Below are 17,300 nucleotides of genomic sequence, written 5' to 3'. Positions count from 1 at the left end.
TGGGGTCCGGTCAGTTCCCCCGCGCTGCCGCGAGCGCGCCCGGCAATTCCTCGGCGAAGATGTCGAGCTCGTGGTCGAGGCCGACGCTGACCCTTATGCAGCGGTCGAGCCTGGGGACCATCGGCTTGCGGATGAACACGTCGCGCGACAAGAGGCCCTGCATCACCTTCAGCGCGAAGGCGCCGTCGCGGCCGCAGTCGATGGTGACGAAATTGGTCGCCGACGGCAACGGTTTCAGGTCGTTCTGCCTGGCGACGGTCGAAATGCGCTCGCGGCCAGCCGCCACGCGCGCCACCACCGTGCGCAGGTAATCCTGATCGGCAAGCGCCTCGAGACCGGCGATCTGCGCCATGCGGCTGACGCCGTAGTGGTTGCGGATCTTCTCGAAGTCGCGGATCACCTCGGCCTCCGCCACGGCGTAGCCGCAGCGTATGCCGGCCAGGCCGTAAGCCTTGGAGAAGGTGCGCATGCGGATGACGTTCGGCCGCGCGACATCGATCGCCGGCAGCGCCGTGGCCGGGCCAAGCTCACCATAAGCTTCGTCCAGCACCAGCATGGTGGTTTCCGGCAGCGCTTCGATGAAGCGGACGACATCCGGCGCCTCCCACCAGCTTCCCATCGGATTGTCGGGATTGGAGAGATAGACCAGCGGCGCCTTTTCGCTGACGACCTTGGCGAGGAGCCCGTCCAAATCCTCCTTGTCGTTGGCATAAGGCACCGTGACCAGCCGGCCGCCGACGCCGGCGATGTGGAAATTGAAAGTGGGGTAGGCGCCGAGCGAGGTCACCACCGCATCGCCCGGCGCGACATACATACGTGCCACCAGGCCGAGCAGGCCGTCAATGCCTTCGCCGACGACCACGTTTTCGACGGCGACGCCGTGATGCGCGGCCGCCGCAACCTTCAGCTCGTAATTGTCGGGATCGCAATACATCCACTGGTCGCGCGCGACGCTCTCCATGCGCGCAATGACGCGCGGCGACGGGCCGAAACTGCTCTCATTGGCGCCGATGCGGGCGCGAAAAGGCCGCCCGCGCTCGCGCTCCTGCGCCTCCGGACCGACGAACGGCACCGTGGTGGGAAGCGCGCCGATGATCGGGGTGAGGGAAGGGCGACGAAGCATGGCATTGGCTCGCTTGAGAGGAGCTTCTAGCTAGCCTGTGCGACCGGCGGGCGCAAGTTGGCGGCCGCCCGGAGAGCCGATGCCATGCTTCGCAATGAATGTGGACGACGACGTATCGGCCCCCGTAGGGCTGGTAATACGTGCTGCCACAGTGCCACAGCACGGTACCGTTGATCGAAGTTTTCACGCACGCTGCCGGTAGTCTGGTCACATAGATGGTCGAACGGCGGATCGTACGGCGCGTGGTGCGCCTGGCAACCCCAGCTACGCTGCCTGGAGTGAGCGGGTGACCGACGCGGGCCTGCGCAGGGCTGACGAAAAGGGCGAAGGGTGTAACGGCATCGGCGATTCCCGCAAGCATCAATGCGAATGCTATCCCGGCAGTGCCGGTCGATCTCAAGCTCGATTTTTTCATTTGCATCCTCAAAGAACTCACAACTTGCCTGCGTTCAAATCCGTAGCCGATGAGGTCGCTCACCTGACGCAAACCCGGACCGCCGCCCCCGGAGGCAACATATTTTAGAGAATACTAATTATATAATCGGGCTTCTATTCGGATTGCGCAATTTCCGTCGAACTGCCTGCATGACGACTGGCGCCAATTCCGCGACCGAGTTTCACCCTCGTTGTCATCTTCTGGCACGTTGAAGTGTGTCCTTCGGGGACTCACCGAACAGCATGCGATAACTCGCAGCGAAACGGCCAAGATGGGTGATCCCCACCTCCATCGCGATCCTTGTGACGCTCAAGCCATCCGGTCCCCGCGCAGTGAGCAATCGCCTCGCTTCATTGAGGCGAACCGCCCTGATGAATTCCAGCGGGCTGAGAGCAAAGGCGGCGCGAAAGGCATACTCCAATTGTCGTCGGCTGATGCCGATTTCCTTGCACAACCGGATGATGGGGATGTCTTCGCGGATGTGCGCGCGAATAAAATCCTCGGCCGCCCATGCCTGTCGGAGGTGGCGACTGGAGGACCGATCTGTTTCGACGTTGCCACGGGCGCCAGCGAACGCGTTGGCTATGCCCCCCAAATATTCCGCCAACGCGATCGGAGTATGCTCCGGCAAGGCTGAATCGCTTGCGGCTTCCCCGAAGCGGTATGCCATCGCCTCCATCTGGCTGCGGAACATTTGCGCATCGCTGGCGGTGAGCCGAACGGCATTTGGATGGTCGGCCGCCCGATCCAAGATCGTGCCGGCGGAAAGTGCCTGGATTTCCACCCAGATCGACGTCGGAACAACGGCGCCCGTGTAGCGAAGGCCGGGCTTGACCGTCGCTGCGACGCTCGTGCCGGCGGGAATTGCCACGATCATGTCGTCCTTGAGCGGAATGCCGCAGATCGTCGAGTCCCGGGCCCGCTCTACAGCCACGATTGCCACGGAACCTGGATCAAAGCCGCCGTTGGCACGGAAGGCGCAATTGAATTCAGCCAGATCGAGCGCCCACTTGCCGTGGGACTGGATTTGCCGGAGGCGCGACGGCATTTGCCCTGGCGAAAGCCTGTCAACCTTCACGGGCAGCCCAGAGGCGGCATCGCCGAGCGCGTCTGGGCCAAGTTGCACGTCCCTGTGCGAAGTCGTTGGAGGCCACGCGCTCAAAAATGCGTCCTTTGCGCAAAGTGGATATCACAACACTTGTATTAGGTGTAGCTTAAACGCAAATTGCGCGAGATCAATTCGCCGCAAAATATCGCCGACTCACGGCTCTGGGGACGATGGACGAAGCAGATCTACTTATTGGGGAGGCGCCAGGCGTCTTGGCCGTACGCATCGCGTTGACGGCGTCAGCATCGCACGTTGGATCAAAGGCAATTTGACAGAGGGCAGGACCTGAGACGGCGCGGGACATGATGCGGGCGCGCACGCGCCGGCTAAGTATAGCAAATCGAGGAGCACCTTGAGGGGATGATCGTGAAAAGATTTCGTTTGGTAGCCTTGGGAACGGCCGTGATATCGGTACTTTGTGCCGTTGACGCATCTGCGGCGGACATCGCCAAGCAGCGGGATGAGGGCTGGACGTTCACTGTCGCCCCGTATCTCTGGGCCTCGGGAATCAAGGGCGAGAGCGGAGTCTTCGGATTTCCGCCTCAGGATGTCGATGTGAGCTTCAGCGACGTGCTGCACCACCTTAAATTCGGCTTCATGGGGCTTACGGAAGCTCGCAACGGGCCTTTCACAATCAGCACGGACATAGTGTACGCCAAGCTCGACGCCAACATAGGCACCCCGAAGGGAATCCTCGCGTCCAACATTGATGCGACGGTGAGCACTTTCATGGGTACGGCGCTGGGTGGTTACAGCGTTTACTATCAGGATGGGACGAATTTCGATCTTGTCGCCGGTGCCCGCCTCTGGTCGGTCGACAACAGTTTCGACTTCCACGGAGGTGTGCTGGATGGCAGGTCAGCGAGCGACGGCGATACGTGGGTCGATCCGGTGATCGGCGCCAAATTCAAGGCCGATGTCGGTGACGGGATCTACTTGGCTGGCTGGGGCCTCGTCGGCGGTTTCGGCGCAGGGTCCAAGTCAATGTGGGATGTGATGGGAGGGGCCGGTTATCAGTTCAACGACAAGATGTCGATTTTCGTCGGCTATCGGGCCGTGCACGACAATTATAGCCACGACGGCTTCGTGAACAAACTCACTCAGCAGGGTCCGATTCTGGGGCTCACTTATCAATTCTCGCCAGCCCATCCGGGATAATAGCGGATTGAGATGACGTGGTTGGTTCTCTGCGGCGCCTGCATTCGGTATTGGGCTGCTGAGCGATGGCGGAGCCAGGCATCGCCCGCCGGCGTTCGACGGCGCATTTCTGCAGCCGGCGGTAAAATGGAATTCCGTTCCACAGCACGATCGTATCGGCAATGGTCTGCACCAGCAGACTAGAGTGGATTGGCAAGGCGCTTACGGTGGGCCAAGGCGCCCAGGCAAGCGAAAGGTGACGTGCGCTCGGGGGCGCGTCTGAGCCGCCCGCGTGACGAGCCACAGCAAAGCATCTCCCGGGACGGCGACGCAGGTCAGGACGCCAAAAAATGCCTCCTTTGCGCAAAGTGGATAGCGGCACGGTTCTATTAGCAATAACTTAAGCGAAAACAGCGCGAGGCCAAATAGCGCGGAAATACCGCCGACGCACGGCGAGTGGGGAGCATGAACAGGCAGGGCTATTCGCAGGTGTGCGCAGAGGGCATTGAGCGCGCCGCAGCAACGGCAGCGGCAGACGTGGGTGCTGAGCCGCCGCGCCTTTGGATTCCAGGCAAATGATTGGCGCCAGAACACCAGACGCGCCGCGGTATTGAGCAGAACGGCGTGAATTAGCAGAGCAGGGGCATAATATGAGCAACGATCGAGACTTCCCGGCCGAAGCCGGTGCAACCAACAGAATCACGCGACGGGACGCTTTGATGGGCGGCACTGCGGCTGCGGTTTCGCGATTTGCAGCACCTGTCGGCCTTTCCGGCGCGCTCGCCGGCCTTGCGGGCGTCCAGACGGCGGCGGCCCAGCCCTCGCAGCCGAACATCGTCTTCATCGTTGCGGACGATCAGGGATGGAAAGACGTCGGCTATCACGGCTCGGACATCAAGACGCCCAACATCGACAAGCTTGCCGCGGAAGGGACGAAGCTCGAAGAATATTACGTGCAGCCGATGTGCACACCAACGCGCAGCGCCCTCATGACCGGCCGCTATCCGCTGCGCTATGGCATGCAGGTTGGCGTTGTCCCCGCAGCGGGAACCTATGGCCTTCCGCTCGATGAGACACTTCTTTCGCAAATCCTAAGAGACGCGGGCTACCAGACGGCGATGAGTGGCAAATGGCATCTCGGCCATGCCAAGACGGACTACTGGCCGAAGCAGCGTGGATTTGATTCATTCTACGGGGCGACGGTCGGCGAGATCGACCATTTCAAACATGCATCGCATGGTATCGCGGACTGGTACAGGAACAACAAGCCGATCAAGGAGCCGGGCTTCGACAACACGTTGTTCGGTCAGGAAGCTGTCCGGGTCATCAACGCTCACGATCAGAAGAAGCCGCTCTTTCTCTACCTCGCTTTCACCGCGCCCCATACGCCATTCCAGGCTCCGAAGGAATATCTCGACCGATATAAGAACATCGCCGACGAGAACCGCAGAGCCTATGCCGCAATGATCTCGGTGATCGATGACGAGATCGGCAATGTCGTTGCCGCCCTTGAGAAGAAAGGGATTCGCGACAATACCCTGATCGTCTACATGAGCGACAACGGTGGCGTCGTTAACTCGATGTTTGCGGGCGACTCGAAGGTGGGTGGCAAGCTGCCTGCGGATAACGGCCCCTATCGCGAAGGCAAGGGCACCCTCTATGAGGGCGGCACCCGCTCGGTCGCCTTCATGAACTGGCCCGGCAAGGTCAAGCCTGGCGTCTTCAATGGCCTCATGCATGTCGTCGACATGTTGCCGACACTGGCTGGGCTGGCCGGCGCCAAGCCTGGCAAGGATAAACCGCTGGACGGCGTGGATATGTGGCCGGCCATCAGCGAGGGCAAACCTTCGCCGCGCACAGAGATCGTCTACAATGTCGATCCGATGGCCGGTGCGGTGCGCGAGGGCGAATGGAAATTGTTGTGGTCGGCAACGTTGCCGCAAAAGATAGAGCTGTTCGATTTGTCGCAGGACAAATCGGAGGCCACTAACTTGGCTGATAAGTATCCTGATAAGGTCAAGGTGTTGCAGGCAAGGATCACCGAGCTCGCAGCCCAGATGAAACCCCCGCTGTTGCTTATGGAGGCAGTGCGGCTGACCTACTTCACGCCGCTGGTGACACCAAGCCCGGAGGAAATGTTCGCTGCGGGGGATTGAACGGCGGATGCGCTCTGCCGTTCAGACGAGACCAGCCGATGACTGAAGCGCGACCTGCAGCAAAGCCAACGGATTCGTCAAACGCCGATATGCTTTGGATCCCCGGCGGCGAATTCCTGATGGGCTCAGACAGCCACTATCCGGAAGAGGCGCCGGCGCATCGCGTCGTCGTCGGCGGCTTCTGGATGGATCGCGCGACGGTCACGAATGCCGAGTTCAGCCGCTTCGTCGAGGCCAGCGGCTATGTCACGCTGGCCGAGCGTCCAGCGAATGCCGCGGACTATCCCGGCGCCAGTGCAGAATCATTGGCGCCGGCTTCCGCCTTGTTCGTGAGGCCTTCGCGCGGCATCGATCGCAACAATCACTATAATTGGTGGGCTTACGTCCGTGGCGCGAACTGGAGGCACCCACGCGGCCCCGCCAGCGGGCTGAAGAGGCTCGACAGCCATCCCGTCGTGCACATCGCCTATGAGGACGCGGAAGCGTATGCGAACTGGGCGGGGAAGGCTCTGCCGACCGAGGCCGAGTGGGAGTTTGCCGCGCGCGGCGGGCTGGAGGGCGCCGAATTCGTTTGGGGCGCCGAGCTGACGCCCGGCGGCCAGCATATGGCCAACACCTACCAGGGCGAGTTCCCTTTCCGCAACGATTGCGAAGACGGCTACGAATGGACTGCGCCCGTCGGCTCGTTTCCGGCAAATGGCTACGGGCTCCATGACATGGCCGGCAATGTTTGGCAGTGGACCACCGACTGGTACCAGGAACATCGCCGGATCGAGAGCCCTTGCTGTACGATGGAAAATCCGCGCGGCGGCGAGCGTGAGGCGAGCTTCGACCCGCTGACACCCGACATCAAAATTCCACGCAAGGTGACCAAGGGCGGGTCCTTCCTGTGCGCCCCCAGCTATTGCCGACGGTACCGGCCGGCCGCTCGCATGGCGCAGCCCGTGGATACGTCCACTTGCCACCTGGGTTTTCGATGCATCGCGCGTCCGTCATGAGAGGAGGGCGCAGCGCCCTCCATGGGCATCGCGGCGCCGGGAGGTCCAAACCGGCGCGCTGGCGGGTTGCAGCAGCCATATCGGCCATATTCCTTACGCTCACGGCGTGCGGAACTGGACCCGAAGGGGTTCTGGCGCCGATCCCCGCGAGCTTGGTTTCGCCGGCGGCATCGGATGTGACGATGTTGGTCGCGACCAGCCGCAAGCCTTCCGGTGACCCGGCGACCTTGTTCACGGGCGAGCGCAGCCCGGCGCTTTCGTTGACCGACCTGACCATCTCGATTCCGCCGAACCGTGCGCCGGGCACGGTCGAGTGGCCGAAAAAGCTGCCGCCAAACCCCCAAAAGGATTTCGCGGTTCTTGCCGCAAGAAACCTGTCGGTTCCCGAGGCTCACAAATGGCTGCATGCTCACAATTCGAACGGCCATGTTCTCGTCTTCGTGCATGGCTTCAACAACCGGTATGAGGACTCGGTCTTTCGCTTCGCGCAGTTCGTGCATGACTCGCGGGCGAACGTCGTGCCGATTCTCTTCACATGGCCGTCGCGCGCCAGTGTGCTTGGCTACAACTACGACAAGGAAAGCGCGAATTTCTCGCGCACTGCGTTCGAGCGGACATTGAAGGCCTTGGCCGACGACCGCAGCGTGACCGACGTCACCGTCATGGCCCACTCGATGGGCACCTGGCTGGCGATGGAATCGCTGAGGCAGATGGCGCTGGAGGATGGGCGCGTTTCGCCCAAGATCAGGAACGTCATCCTTGCGTCTCCCGATCTCGACGTGGATGTCTTTGGTCGCCAGTGGACCGAGCTTGGGCCGAAAAAGCCGAAGTTCACCATCACCGTCTCGCGGGACGACCGGGCGCTTGCCGTCTCGCGCCTGATTGCGGGCAATGTCGACAGGGTGGGGCAGGCCGACCCGTCGAAGGAGCCGTACAAATCGAAGCTCCAGGCAGCTGGAATAACCGTGCTTGATCTGACCGACGTAAAGACCGCAGATCGCTTGAATCACAGCAAGTTCGCTGAAAGTCCGGAGATCGTCCAATTGCTCGGCGCGCAACTTGCTTCCGGCCAGACCTTGACGGATTCGAGAGTGGGGCTTGGCGACGAACTCGGCCTTGTGGTTGCCGGCACGGTCGACACGATCGGCAACGTCGCGGCAAGCACGGTCAGCGCGCCCGTCGCGGCCATTGAAGGAAAAACGAACAACGCCCCGCCAGATGAGCTCGAGACGATCCTGAAGGGCGATGCGACGACCCAGTGATCGTGTTAGGTGGCGTAAACGGCGGGGCGATTGGGAGGTGACCTGCCTTCAGCGCCCGAGAGGCTGGATTCTGTTGCCCCTTTTTGCAAGCCAGACACGATGAACAACCGGCTGCCGCCCGCCTGGTCCAAACACCTGAAAGATCCGTCGGGAAAGAGAATTCCACAACCCAAGACCGGACAGCCGAAAGCAAGGCCGCTATCGATCGCGCGCGACGCTCTCCATGCGCGCGATAACGCGTGGCGAAGGCCCGAAACCGCCTTCATTGGCGCCGATGCGGGCGCGAAAAGGCCGCCCGCCTCGCGCTCCTGCGCCTCCGGCCCGACGAACGGCACAGTGGTGGGAAGCGCACCGATGATCGGCGCGAGGGAAGGGCGCTGGCGCATGGCAATGGGCTTGGTTGAGAAAGGGGGCTTCTTGCTAGCGTGGGCGGGGAGTGGGTGCAAGTTGTCGAAAGGGGCAAATAGCGCGGGTCCGTTGCCGGTTGCACCACGGCTGGATTCCCGCGCCTCTTTTTGTTAGCGAGGCGGGATGAATAACCGACCGCCCCTGGCTGGTCCAAGCATTTGAAGAGCGGACCCGCGCCAAAGCAGACTGTAAAACAGCCAACACTCAAGCAGCCGAAGGCGAAGCCGCGTATGCAGGCCAATGAAATGTTGCTGGAACTTCAGCTGGCGGGCAGGTTGCCCGAGGCCGAGGAACTGTGTCGTCGCGTTTTGGCAAGGACGCCCGAGCACCCGATGGCTTTGTACATGTTGGGGACGCTGGGACTGGGCGTCGATGATAAGTTGTCCATCAAATACCTTGCTCGGGCGGTCGACCAGACGCCACTCGACCCATGTTTCCACTTCAGTTTGGGCGATGCTTATCTGACGGTTGGCGAACACGCACTTGCCATCAGGCACCTGCGGCGCGCTTAAGGCACCGCGGGTCTTCACCTCGCAACCAAATGAAAAACCCGGCGATCGCCCGCCGGGTTTCGATTTCGATCAGGCGACGCCTGTTAGAACGAGCGCTGGAAGCGGAGCAGACCGCCGACGCTGTTCTTCTTGTCGGCGCCGGTGAAGTTGACGACGTCGGCACCCGAAACCCAATCATCGAACTTGCCGAAGTGATCCCAATCGACTTCGGCCGTGACCGTGAAGCCGGGTACGATGTCATAGGCGACGTTCGCCGCCACGCCATAGTTCTTGTCCTGATCACCCGACACCTGGAGATTGAACGAGGTCTTCTCGTTGAACTTGTAGGTGCCGCCGGCCCAGAATGCCCAGTTGCCGCCCCAGATTTTATAGAAGCCGCGACCACCGGCCCCGATGGCATAGGTCGGGTCGTTGAGGTTGTCGTCGCTGCCATAGCCGAACATGCCGAACAGCGACAGTTCGTTGGTGACATTCACATCCAGGCGAACCTTGCCGGCAACTTCCTCGTAGTTGCTGTCGTAAGCAACGACGCCGGTGATGGCGCCCCACCCTTGAGTCCACTTCACGCCGCCGACGACATGCGGAACGTAGCTGTCGATCGTGCCGACGACGCCCGAACCTTCTTCCAGCGAGACCACGGCCGAGAAGCCGTTGCCGGCGTCGAAATAGTACTGGACGACGTTGGTGTCGAAGTCGCCATAGGGGACGATCGTATCCTGGATGACGTTGCCGGCGTAGCCGATGAACGTATCGAAGGCTGATTCGTCCTTACCGACGCGGAGGCCACCGAGCTGGATCCAGGCGAAGTTCAGCGAAACGTTCTTGTTGCCGGCAGGATTGCTGTTGAATTCATCCGCTGCCGTGGTCGGATCGTCTGCCGATGGGTAGCCGTTGCGGTTGCCGAAGTTGAAGCGGGTCTCGGTGTAGGTCTTCAACGTGCCGAGCTCGGTCTCCTGGCCGGTCCAGGTCTTCAGCGTGAAGCGGGTATTCTTGTAGAAGGTGCTCTGCTCATCGCCGTCCTCATGGTCGAAGGACTTGGCGCCGTCGAACGAGCCGACATCGCCGACGCCGATGTCGTAACGGACATAGCCGCCGACGCGCAGGCAGGTCTCTGTGCCGGGGATGTAGAAATAGCCCGAGCCGTAGACGTCGCAGATCTTGACGTATTCAGCCGGTTCCGGCTCGGCGACGGTCACAGCGTCGGCGGCGCGGGCGCCCGAAACTGCGATGAGGGCCGCAGCTGAGCCGAGAAGAAGGCTCTTGATGTTCATTTTCTGACCTCCAGTCAGAATCGGATGGAAGCGATGCGGACTTTCGATCGGAATTATGGGCATGCCTTGTTATTGCGCACTTTTTCGCCCCCGTGCGGCGGAACGAGGGCGTCTGCCGGGTGATTGCGAGTACGGTTTCCGGTCTACGAGGGCGCTCCAATGAAGGCGCTCTGCTGGCTAGAAAGGCCGCATAAGTCACGATTCGCCACGTCTGGGCCGATGCGATGCCGATGCTCCACCGCTTTCCCAAGTTGCCGGCCTAACGATTTTTCGGCGATTATGGCGCCGGCTTGTTGATTGTGCCCACGCTTTTCTTTATCCAGCGGCGCGACGGAGAGGTGGCCGAGTGGTCGAAGGCGCTCCCCTGCTAAGGGAGTAGAGGTCAAAAGCTTCTCGTGGGTTCGAATCCCATCCTCTCCGCCATCCTCCCTGCGCTGTGCGCAACAAGCTTCCCTTCGCAAGGCGATTCTGCGGCAAGAACCGGACAGAGCGACTCGCCGGGACGCCGCAATTCAGCCGGCCGATCGCCGGATTCGCCTGGATTCGAGGCTCGCGGCCTCGATGGTAACGAGAGCTTCGGAGTGAGGCCAATTCGTGTCATTTGTGCAACAACATCCGGGATAGCGTCTGGATCGGGCTTTCGCCGATACGATCGTGGTTGAACGCCGCCGCCGCCTGGGTAAAGGTCACGTTCGAAGAGCGGCGCGGTGCGCATCTTTTCGGTAGTGGGGATGGGCAGGAACGCTGTCCTTCAGCAAAAATACCCAGACCCGTTTTTAACTTTTGACTGGAGGTCAGAAAATGAACATCAAGAGCCTTCTTCTCGGCTCAGCTGCGGCCCTGATCGCAGTTTCGGGCGCCCGCGCCGCCGACGCGGTGACCGTCGCCGAGCCGGAACCGGCTGAATACGTCAAGATCTGCGACGTGTACGGCTCGGGCTACTTCTACATCCCCGGCACCGAGACCTGCCTTCGCATCGGCGGTTATGTCCGTTACGACATCGGCGTCGGCGACGTCGGCTCGTTCGACGGTGCGACGTCCGCTGATGTCGAGGACGGCGACAGCAACGACACCTTCTACAAGAATGCCCGCTTCACGCTGAAGACCTGGACCGGCCAGGAGACCGAGCTCGGCACGTTGAAGACCTACACCGAGACCCGCTGGAACTTCGGCAACCGCAACGCCGATCTTGGTGACCCGACCAATGACGATTATGGCCCCAATGCGGCCTTCAACAAGGGCACGTCGCTGAACTTCGCCTGGATCCAGCTCGGTGGCCTGCGCGTCGGTAAGGACGAATCGGCCTTCAACACGTTCATCGGTTATGCCGGCAACGTCATCCAGGATACGCTGGTTCCCTACGGTGATTTCGACACCAACGTCGTCCAGTACTACTTCGACGCCGGCAACGGCTTCTCGGCCGTGATCTCGCTCGAAGAAGGCGCGGGCGGCGGCACGGACGGTTCCTACGGCGTGGGCACGATCGACAGCTACGTTCCGCATGTCGTCGGCGGCGTGAAGTGGACGCAGGGCTGGGGTGCCATCACCGGCGTTATCGCTTACGACAGCAACTACGAAGAAGTCGCCGGGAAGGTTCGTTTGGACGTGAACGTCAACGACGCCATCTCGCTGTTCATCATGGGCGGCTATGGCTCCGATGACAACCTGTCGGATCCGACCTATGCCTTCGCAGCTGGCGGTCGCGGCTTCTACAAGCAGTGGGACGAAAACTGGGCAGTGTGGGGCGGTGGCACCTACAAGTTCAACGAGAAGACCTCGTTCAACGCTCAGATCTCGTATGACGAAGGTGAGAACCTCGGCATCGCCGCCAACATCGCCTACGACATCGTTCCCGGCTTTACGGTTACGGCCGAAGTTGACTACGTCAATGCAGGCAGCATCGGCGAAGCCGATACCCGTGGCACGAACCACAACTGGACCGGTATTTCTGCTGGCGAAGACGACGCCATCGGCGGTCTCCTCCGCTTCCAGCGCTCCTTCTAAGGGCTGGACCGCAACTGAAATCCGGCCCGGGCGTCTCCACGCCCGGGCCGTTTTGTTTTCGCGATTGGTCGAAGCAAACGAAAGGATGGGGGTGAAACGGTAAGCTGATCGGGTCTGTGGAGCGACTTTGTGGGATCCGCCACCGGCGGATGTGGTTGGCCGCAAGATTCGAAAACTCTTGAAAGGACATCTCCGAACGGTTAGGGCTGAAGGCTTAACCACAGGGGGTGTGGCTAAAAATGTCGAACGAAGCGATTCAAGAGGGAGAACCCTCTGGTCATTTTGCGGTATTTTCTTCTCAGAACTCGAAGTTTAGGTACACCTTCAACAAGATCCGGGAAGTAAAATCGCACAGGATCGGGGAACTCTTTGCAGCATACCGGGATATACTCTGGGATGATGGGCGGCATAAATACAATGTCAGCTCTTTCATCGGTGAAATAGACGAGATCCTTCTCGGAGAGCGTTTCAGCACCTTTGACCAGAACACCCTGGACAATCTTATCGGTACCTTGCGCCAGCGCGGGAACAGCAACGCAACCATCAATCGCAAGATGGCTGCACTCAGCAAGCTGCTGCGCAAGGCTCACAAGATGGGAGATATCCACAGCCTGCCTGAGTTCCGCCGCCAGAAGGAGCGGGCAGGACGGATTCGTTTCCTAGAAAGGGACGAAGAGGCAAGGCTGTTCGCCGCCATCAGGAGCCGCAGCGAGGATGCTTACAGGCTCTCCGTCTTCCTGGTCGATACCGGCTGCCGCCTCGGCGAGGCGCTCGGCCTGATCTGGAACGACATCCAGGAGCATCGCGTCTCCTTCTGGATCACCAAATCCGGCCGCAGCCGCACCATTCCGATGACCGAACGGGTCAAGGAGGTGATTAAGCTGCCGCCGAACACCGAAGGACGCCGGCCGAAGGGCCCGTTCACCAAGCTCAGCCAAGCGCAGTACCGCGCGATCTGGAACGAGGCGAAGACGGAAGTCGGTCTCGGCGCCGATGAGCAGGTGGTGCCGCACATCCTGCGTCACACTTGTGCTTCCCGCCTCGTTCAGGGCGGTATCGACATCAGGCGCGTCCAGATGTGGCTTGGCCACCAGACGCTGTCGATGACCATGCGTTACGCGCACCTCGCCACCAACGATCTTGATGGCTGTGTCGTCGTTCTCGAGAAGCCGCGTGCCGATCAGGCGCCGAGCGCCGCGGAGAACTCCGTCTTTGCCTCTCCCCTGACCGCGCCGTCACCTGGCAAAGCCGCTCGCAAGGAGAGCGGAGCGGAGCCGGCAAAGGCGCGGCGCAAGAGCTCCAAGGGCAAATAGGCACGCGCCGCGTGCCGGAGAATATATATTTTATTGACAAGCCCGAGGTTGAATTAGTCTCGGGCTTTACTTTGTTTTGATTCGCGCTCTGCCCGATCGAGGAAATCCGCAATCTCCCGCAGCAGAGTGCCGGTTTCCAGAAAGGGAGCGTGTCCCTGACCTTCGACGGTGATCGTCTCCATGCCGGGATGACGTCTTCCCATCTCCTCGACGCTCGCAGCTGATAATAGTTTTGAATTGCCGCCGCGAATGGCAAGCAGCGGCACGGCGGCCAAAGCATCGAACTGCGGCCACAGACGCGGCAACGGCTTGCTGAAATCGATGCCGGCCAGCGTGTCGACCAGGGCTGGATCGAAATCCGGCACCCAGCCGGCCGCCGTCTCACGGCAGATTGCCCGCACCATCCGGGCCCAGTCGGCGTCGGTAAGCGCCGGGAAATCGGCGCCATGCACGCGCCGCTGGGTATCCACCGCCTCGGCGAACGTCTTCGGTTTCGGCGCACGGTCGAGATAGGAGCGGATATGGGCTAGACCCTCCGTCTCGATCACCGGCCCGATATCGTTCAGCACGATGGCCTTCAGCACGGCCGGCTTCAGCGCGCCGAGCACATGGATGATCAGGCCGCCACGCGACGTGCCGACGAAGGCTGCCTGCTCGACGCCGAGCGCCGACATCCCGGCAAGCACGTCGCCGGCCTCGACCCCGACATTGTAGTGGCCGATATCGGGATCGTGGTCCGACTGGCCCCGGCCGCGGTAGTCGAACGCGATGACCTTGCGGGGGTTCTCCACCTTGCTGGAAAGATGGAGCGCCAATTCATGGAAGTCGCGGGCATTGCGGGTGAGGCCCGGCAGGCAGATGACCGGCCAGCCGCCGGTGTTCGCCTCGCCATAGATCCGGGCATGGAGCTTCAAGCCGTCAGCTGCGGGATAGAAGAAGTCGGAGAAACCTTCGTCGCTCGCCATGCTGTCCTCGCTTGGGGGGTGACCGACAGCTACAGGCGAGGGCAGGGATCGTCAAACGGGTAGCTCTTTCCTTCTCCCCTTGTGGGGTGAGAAGCGGCCGCGTTAGCGGACGAAAAGCCAATTGCTTGGCTTTTCGAGCTTCGAACGCCCTGAGCCTGCGAAGGGCCGGGTGGTGGCCGATCCCCGGCCGGGTCCCCGCTGCTCCGCAGCGTCCCGGCGTTCGCCGGCCTTTCATCGTGCCACTGGCACGATGAATTCGCTTCGCGAACCGGCTGCTCACCCCACAAGGGGAGAAGGGAAGGACGCCGGCTCAACTCCGCCCGTTCACAAGGTCCCCCACGATGTCGTACTTCCCCGAAATACGCATCTTGTAGACCTCGTAATTTTCCATCACGCGCTGCACGTAACTTCTTGTTTCCGTGTAGGGAATCCGCTCGATCCAATCGACCACCGCGTCCACGTCCTTGCCGCGCGGATCGCCGTATTTCGCCACCCACTGGGCGGCGCGGTTGGGGCCGGCATTGTAGCCGGCGAAGGTTAGCACATAGGAGCCGCCGAAGCGGTCGAGCTGCTCGCCGAGGAAAGCCGAGCCCAGCGTTGCGTTATAGCCGGCATCGCTCGTCAGCCGCGCCTGCGAGAAACTCATGCCGGTCTTCTTCGCCAACTGCTTGGCCGTGCCCGGCATCAACTGCAGCAGGCCGCGCGCGCCGGCGCTGGAGACGGCGCCGACATTGAACTCGCTTTCCTGGCGGGCAATGGCGTAGGCGAGCGCCTTGCCGGATCCGGAAATGTTGGCCGAATCGGGAATGACGCCGAGCGGATGCGACAGCGCGCCAACATCGATGCCGCGTTGGGCGGCGATCTTGCCGACCTTCAGCGCCATGAAATGGTTGCCTTGCTTTTCCGCCAGCACCGCAAGCAGCGCCAGCTCGCCCGGGCTGGTCAGCTGTCCGGCAAGGTCGCGATAGAGCGTCTCGGCATAGCGGTCATAGCCCGCCTCCTGCAGCCGCTTGATCGCGCTCACCGCCTCGCGGCCATCAAAACTCAGGCGGTCGGCCGCGCTCGGTTTCGGATAGGCGATGTTGAGTGTCCTCAACCCCACGCGCTCGCCGGCGAGCTGGCCATAGAAGGTCGTGCCGTAGCTGGCCGCGCGCGTGAAATAATCCTTGGCGCTGCCCGGACCGCCGACTTCCGCGGCGCGGCCGAGCCAGTAATAGGCGCGCGACAGCGACACCGGTCCCTGCGCGAGCTCGGTGATCTGCTTGAAGTGAGTGGCGGCGGTCGCCGGATCGTTGAGGCCGCGCAGCCCGTACCAGCCGGCATGGAATTCGGCCTCGGCGGCATTGGCCGGGCTTTCGGCCGCATGCATGGAGACGATTCTGTAGGCGGTCTTCATGTCGCCCTGGTCGACCAGCTCGCGCGACAACACGCGGCGCTCCACCCACCAGGCATCGGGGTCGACCAGCGAATCGCGGTCGGTCGGCGCCTTCATCACGACAGCAGCGGCTTCAGTGAATTTCTGCTGCTTGCGCAGATATTCCGCCTCGGCGAAGAAATAGCCGGCCGAGCGTTGCGCCGCCGGCACCGCCTTCAACAGTTTGGCGGCGTTCTTGTCGCCCTTGTCGGCCGCCGCCCACGCATCGGCCAACGGCTGCGCCCCGGCGAGCCCGGCGACCCGCAGCGCGGAGGACGGCCGGTCGGCATAGAACATGCGCTCCATGCGGTAGCGATGGTCGGCCGCGGGGATCAGCGCGCCGAACTCCTTGATGATGGCGTTCTCGTCCTTGGCTTCCAGCTTTTCGCTGCGCCAGAACGGCACCAGCACCGCGCGCGCCGCGGCCTGGTTGCCGAGCGCTACCTGCGAGCGGGCAAGGATGATCACGCCCTCCGGCGTCAGTGGCTGGCTGCGGCCGAAGGCCTGCACCACCACTTGCGGCGGCGGGTTTTCGCGATAGAGCGCGCGTTCGCTGTTCTTGCGCAGGGCGATCGTGCCCGGCCAGCCGGGAAGCATCTTGGCGGCATCGGCAATCTCGCCGCTCGGCACCTGGTCGCCGCCATAAAGCGCGATCGCCCAGGCCAGGATGTGCCGGTCGAGCGAAGTGGCGGGCAGCGTGTCGCGGGCATTGCGCGCGCCGGCAATGTTGTTGGCGGCAAGCGCGTCGAGGCCGCTCTTCAGTTGCGCGATGTCGGTGGGTAGGACGGCCGGCATCTGGCCAGGCGCTTGAGGTACGTCTGGCGCCGGGATGGAAGCCGTCACGCGCGCGTCGACGCTGCCGCCGATCGCCATGGTGGGCGTCAGCGCGACGATCGCGCCGAAAAGCGCGAAGAGATGAGGCCGCCTCGTCGGCATGGTTGCAATCCTAGCACATCGTCAGCAGGCGCGGGCACTAGAGAACCCGATGCAAAGCCTAGACTTAGGTCGTGAAGGGCTCGTAAACAAAAGGTTATCGAGGCCGTTCGAATTGCGCTTGCTGGCACTACGCCGATGCTTGCCGCTAAACCATGTCGAGACTATGGTGCGCGGCTTCGCTTTCGGTTAGAAGGCGCGCAAACAAAACAGACGCATGTCGCCCAAAAGTGGGAACCGGTTTTGGGATAACGACATGC

General features: G+C 61.9%; 11 protein-coding genes, 1 tRNA gene and 3 pseudogenes. 8 read left to right on the top strand and 7 right to left on the bottom strand.

Features of this window, described 5'->3' with window-relative positions:
• Positions 1-10: 10 nt before the first annotated feature.
• From EJ072_RS01945 to EJ072_RS01935, 3 genes and pseudogenes are all read right to left on the bottom strand, one after another.
• Positions 11-1,123, bottom strand: a complete 1,113-nt coding sequence (locus tag EJ072_RS01945) for a pyridoxal phosphate-dependent aminotransferase (protein WP_126078337.1) — start codon at positions 1,121-1,123, stop codon at positions 11-13.
• Between the two features lie 97 nt (positions 1,124-1,220).
• A pseudogene (locus tag EJ072_RS36485) lies at positions 1,221-1,448 on the bottom strand (hypothetical protein); the annotation flags it as partial.
• A gap of 304 nt (positions 1,449-1,752) precedes the next feature.
• Positions 1,753-2,607 carry a helix-turn-helix domain-containing protein gene (locus EJ072_RS01935; protein ID WP_126078336.1) on the bottom strand — a complete coding sequence of 285 codons (855 nt, stop codon included), beginning with the start codon at positions 2,605-2,607 and terminating at the stop codon, positions 1,753-1,755.
• A gap of 420 nt (positions 2,608-3,027) precedes the next feature.
• Between EJ072_RS01935 and EJ072_RS01930 the strand changes: the two genes are divergently transcribed.
• From EJ072_RS01930 to EJ072_RS01915, 4 genes and pseudogenes are all read left to right on the top strand, one after another.
• Entirely contained in the window at positions 3,028-3,825 is a 798-nt protein-coding gene (locus EJ072_RS01930; protein WP_126078335.1) for a hypothetical protein, read from the top strand.
• 629 nt (positions 3,826-4,454) lie between these two features.
• Positions 4,455-5,960: an arylsulfatase gene (locus EJ072_RS01925; RefSeq protein ID WP_126078334.1), complete on the top strand. Its 1,506-nt coding sequence runs from the start codon at positions 4,455-4,457 to the stop codon at positions 5,958-5,960.
• Between the two features lie 89 nt (positions 5,961-6,049).
• The gene (locus EJ072_RS01920) at positions 6,050-6,958 is read left to right on the top strand and encodes a formylglycine-generating enzyme family protein (RefSeq protein ID WP_245467159.1); all 909 of its coding nucleotides are present in this window, start codon (positions 6,050-6,052) and stop codon (positions 6,956-6,958) included.
• A 182-nt stretch (positions 6,959-7,140) separates the two neighbouring features.
• Positions 7,141-8,157, top strand: a pseudogene (locus tag EJ072_RS01915) (alpha/beta hydrolase); the annotation flags it as partial.
• Positions 8,158-8,424: 267 nt separating this feature from the next.
• On the opposite strand, the pseudogene EJ072_RS36480 reads toward EJ072_RS01915, so the two are convergent.
• Positions 8,425-8,606 (bottom strand): annotated as a pseudogene (locus EJ072_RS36480) (pyridoxal phosphate-dependent aminotransferase); the annotation flags it as partial.
• A gap of 252 nt (positions 8,607-8,858) precedes the next feature.
• Here EJ072_RS36480 and EJ072_RS01905 point away from each other — a divergent pair.
• The gene (locus EJ072_RS01905) at positions 8,859-9,140 is read left to right on the top strand and encodes a tetratricopeptide repeat protein (protein ID WP_126078331.1); all 282 of its coding nucleotides are present in this window, start codon (positions 8,859-8,861) and stop codon (positions 9,138-9,140) included.
• An 83-nt stretch (positions 9,141-9,223) separates the two neighbouring features.
• On the opposite strand, the gene EJ072_RS01900 is transcribed toward EJ072_RS01905, so the two are convergent.
• Entirely contained in the window at positions 9,224-10,411 is a 1,188-nt protein-coding gene (locus EJ072_RS01900; RefSeq protein ID WP_126078330.1) for a porin, read from the bottom strand.
• A gap of 332 nt (positions 10,412-10,743) precedes the next feature.
• Between EJ072_RS01900 and EJ072_RS01895 the strand changes: the two genes are divergently transcribed.
• The 3 genes from EJ072_RS01895 to EJ072_RS01885 all read left to right on the top strand — a co-directional run bounded on the left by EJ072_RS01895 (position 10,744) and on the right by EJ072_RS01885 (position 13,728).
• Positions 10,744-10,834 (top strand) — tRNA-Ser (locus EJ072_RS01895).
• Positions 10,835-11,212: 378 nt separating this feature from the next.
• Positions 11,213-12,415, top strand: coding sequence for a porin (locus EJ072_RS01890; protein WP_126078329.1), 1,203 nt, complete (start codon positions 11,213-11,215; stop codon positions 12,413-12,415).
• Positions 12,416-12,654: 239 nt separating this feature from the next.
• Positions 12,655-13,728, top strand: coding sequence for a site-specific integrase (locus tag EJ072_RS01885; RefSeq protein WP_126078328.1), 1,074 nt, complete (start codon positions 12,655-12,657; stop codon positions 13,726-13,728).
• A gap of 53 nt (positions 13,729-13,781) precedes the next feature.
• Here EJ072_RS01885 and EJ072_RS01880 read toward each other — a convergent pair whose 3' ends face one another.
• Together EJ072_RS01880 and EJ072_RS01875 are read right to left on the bottom strand one after the other, a co-directional pair.
• Complete coding sequence (locus EJ072_RS01880) at positions 13,782-14,693, bottom strand: alpha/beta hydrolase (RefSeq protein ID WP_126078327.1); 912 nt, start codon at positions 14,691-14,693, stop codon at positions 13,782-13,784.
• A gap of 310 nt (positions 14,694-15,003) precedes the next feature.
• On the bottom strand, positions 15,004-17,043 hold the full coding sequence (locus EJ072_RS01875) for a lytic transglycosylase domain-containing protein (protein WP_126078326.1): 2,040 nt from the start codon (positions 17,041-17,043) through the stop codon (positions 15,004-15,006).
• Positions 17,044-17,300 lie beyond the last annotated feature (257 nt).

Source organism: Mesorhizobium sp. M2A.F.Ca.ET.046.03.2.1 (genome assembly GCF_003952425.1).
Lineage (GTDB): Bacteria > Pseudomonadota > Alphaproteobacteria > Rhizobiales > Rhizobiaceae > Mesorhizobium.
This window is presented reverse-complemented; position numbering and strand designations above follow the sequence as displayed.

What these genes read in the sequence shown, in the direction of transcription:
- EJ072_RS01880 (WP_126078327.1), bottom strand. Translation starts at nt 14,693, where the DNA reads ATGGCGAGCGACGAAGGTTTCTCCGACTTCTTCTATCCCGCAGCTGAC.
- EJ072_RS01905 (WP_126078331.1), top strand. Translation starts at nt 8,859, where the DNA reads ATGCAGGCCAATGAAATGTTGCTGGAACTTCAGCTGGCGGGCAGGTTG.
- EJ072_RS01900 (WP_126078330.1), bottom strand. Translation starts at nt 10,411, where the DNA reads ATGAACATCAAGAGCCTTCTTCTCGGCTCAGCTGCGGCCCTCATCGCA.
- EJ072_RS01925 (WP_126078334.1), top strand. Translation starts at nt 4,455, where the DNA reads ATGAGCAACGATCGAGACTTCCCGGCCGAAGCCGGTGCAACCAACAGA.
- EJ072_RS01930 (WP_126078335.1), top strand. Translation starts at nt 3,028, where the DNA reads ATGATCGTGAAAAGATTTCGTTTGGTAGCCTTGGGAACGGCCGTGATA.
- EJ072_RS01935 (WP_126078336.1), bottom strand. Translation starts at nt 2,607, where the DNA reads ATGCCGTCGCGCCTCCGGCAAATCCAGTCCCACGGCAAGTGGGCGCTC.
- EJ072_RS01885 (WP_126078328.1), top strand. Translation starts at nt 12,655, where the DNA reads ATGTCGAACGAAGCGATTCAAGAGGGAGAACCCTCTGGTCATTTTGCG.
- EJ072_RS01890 (WP_126078329.1), top strand. Translation starts at nt 11,213, where the DNA reads ATGAACATCAAGAGCCTTCTTCTCGGCTCAGCTGCGGCCCTGATCGCA.
- EJ072_RS01920 (WP_245467159.1), top strand. Translation starts at nt 6,050, where the DNA reads ATGCTTTGGATCCCCGGCGGCGAATTCCTGATGGGCTCAGACAGCCAC.
- EJ072_RS01875 (WP_126078326.1), bottom strand. Translation starts at nt 17,043, where the DNA reads ATGCCGACGAGGCGGCCTCATCTCTTCGCGCTTTTCGGCGCGATCGTC.
- EJ072_RS01945 (WP_126078337.1), bottom strand. Translation starts at nt 1,123, where the DNA reads ATGCTTCGTCGCCCTTCCCTCACCCCGATCATCGGCGCGCTTCCCACC.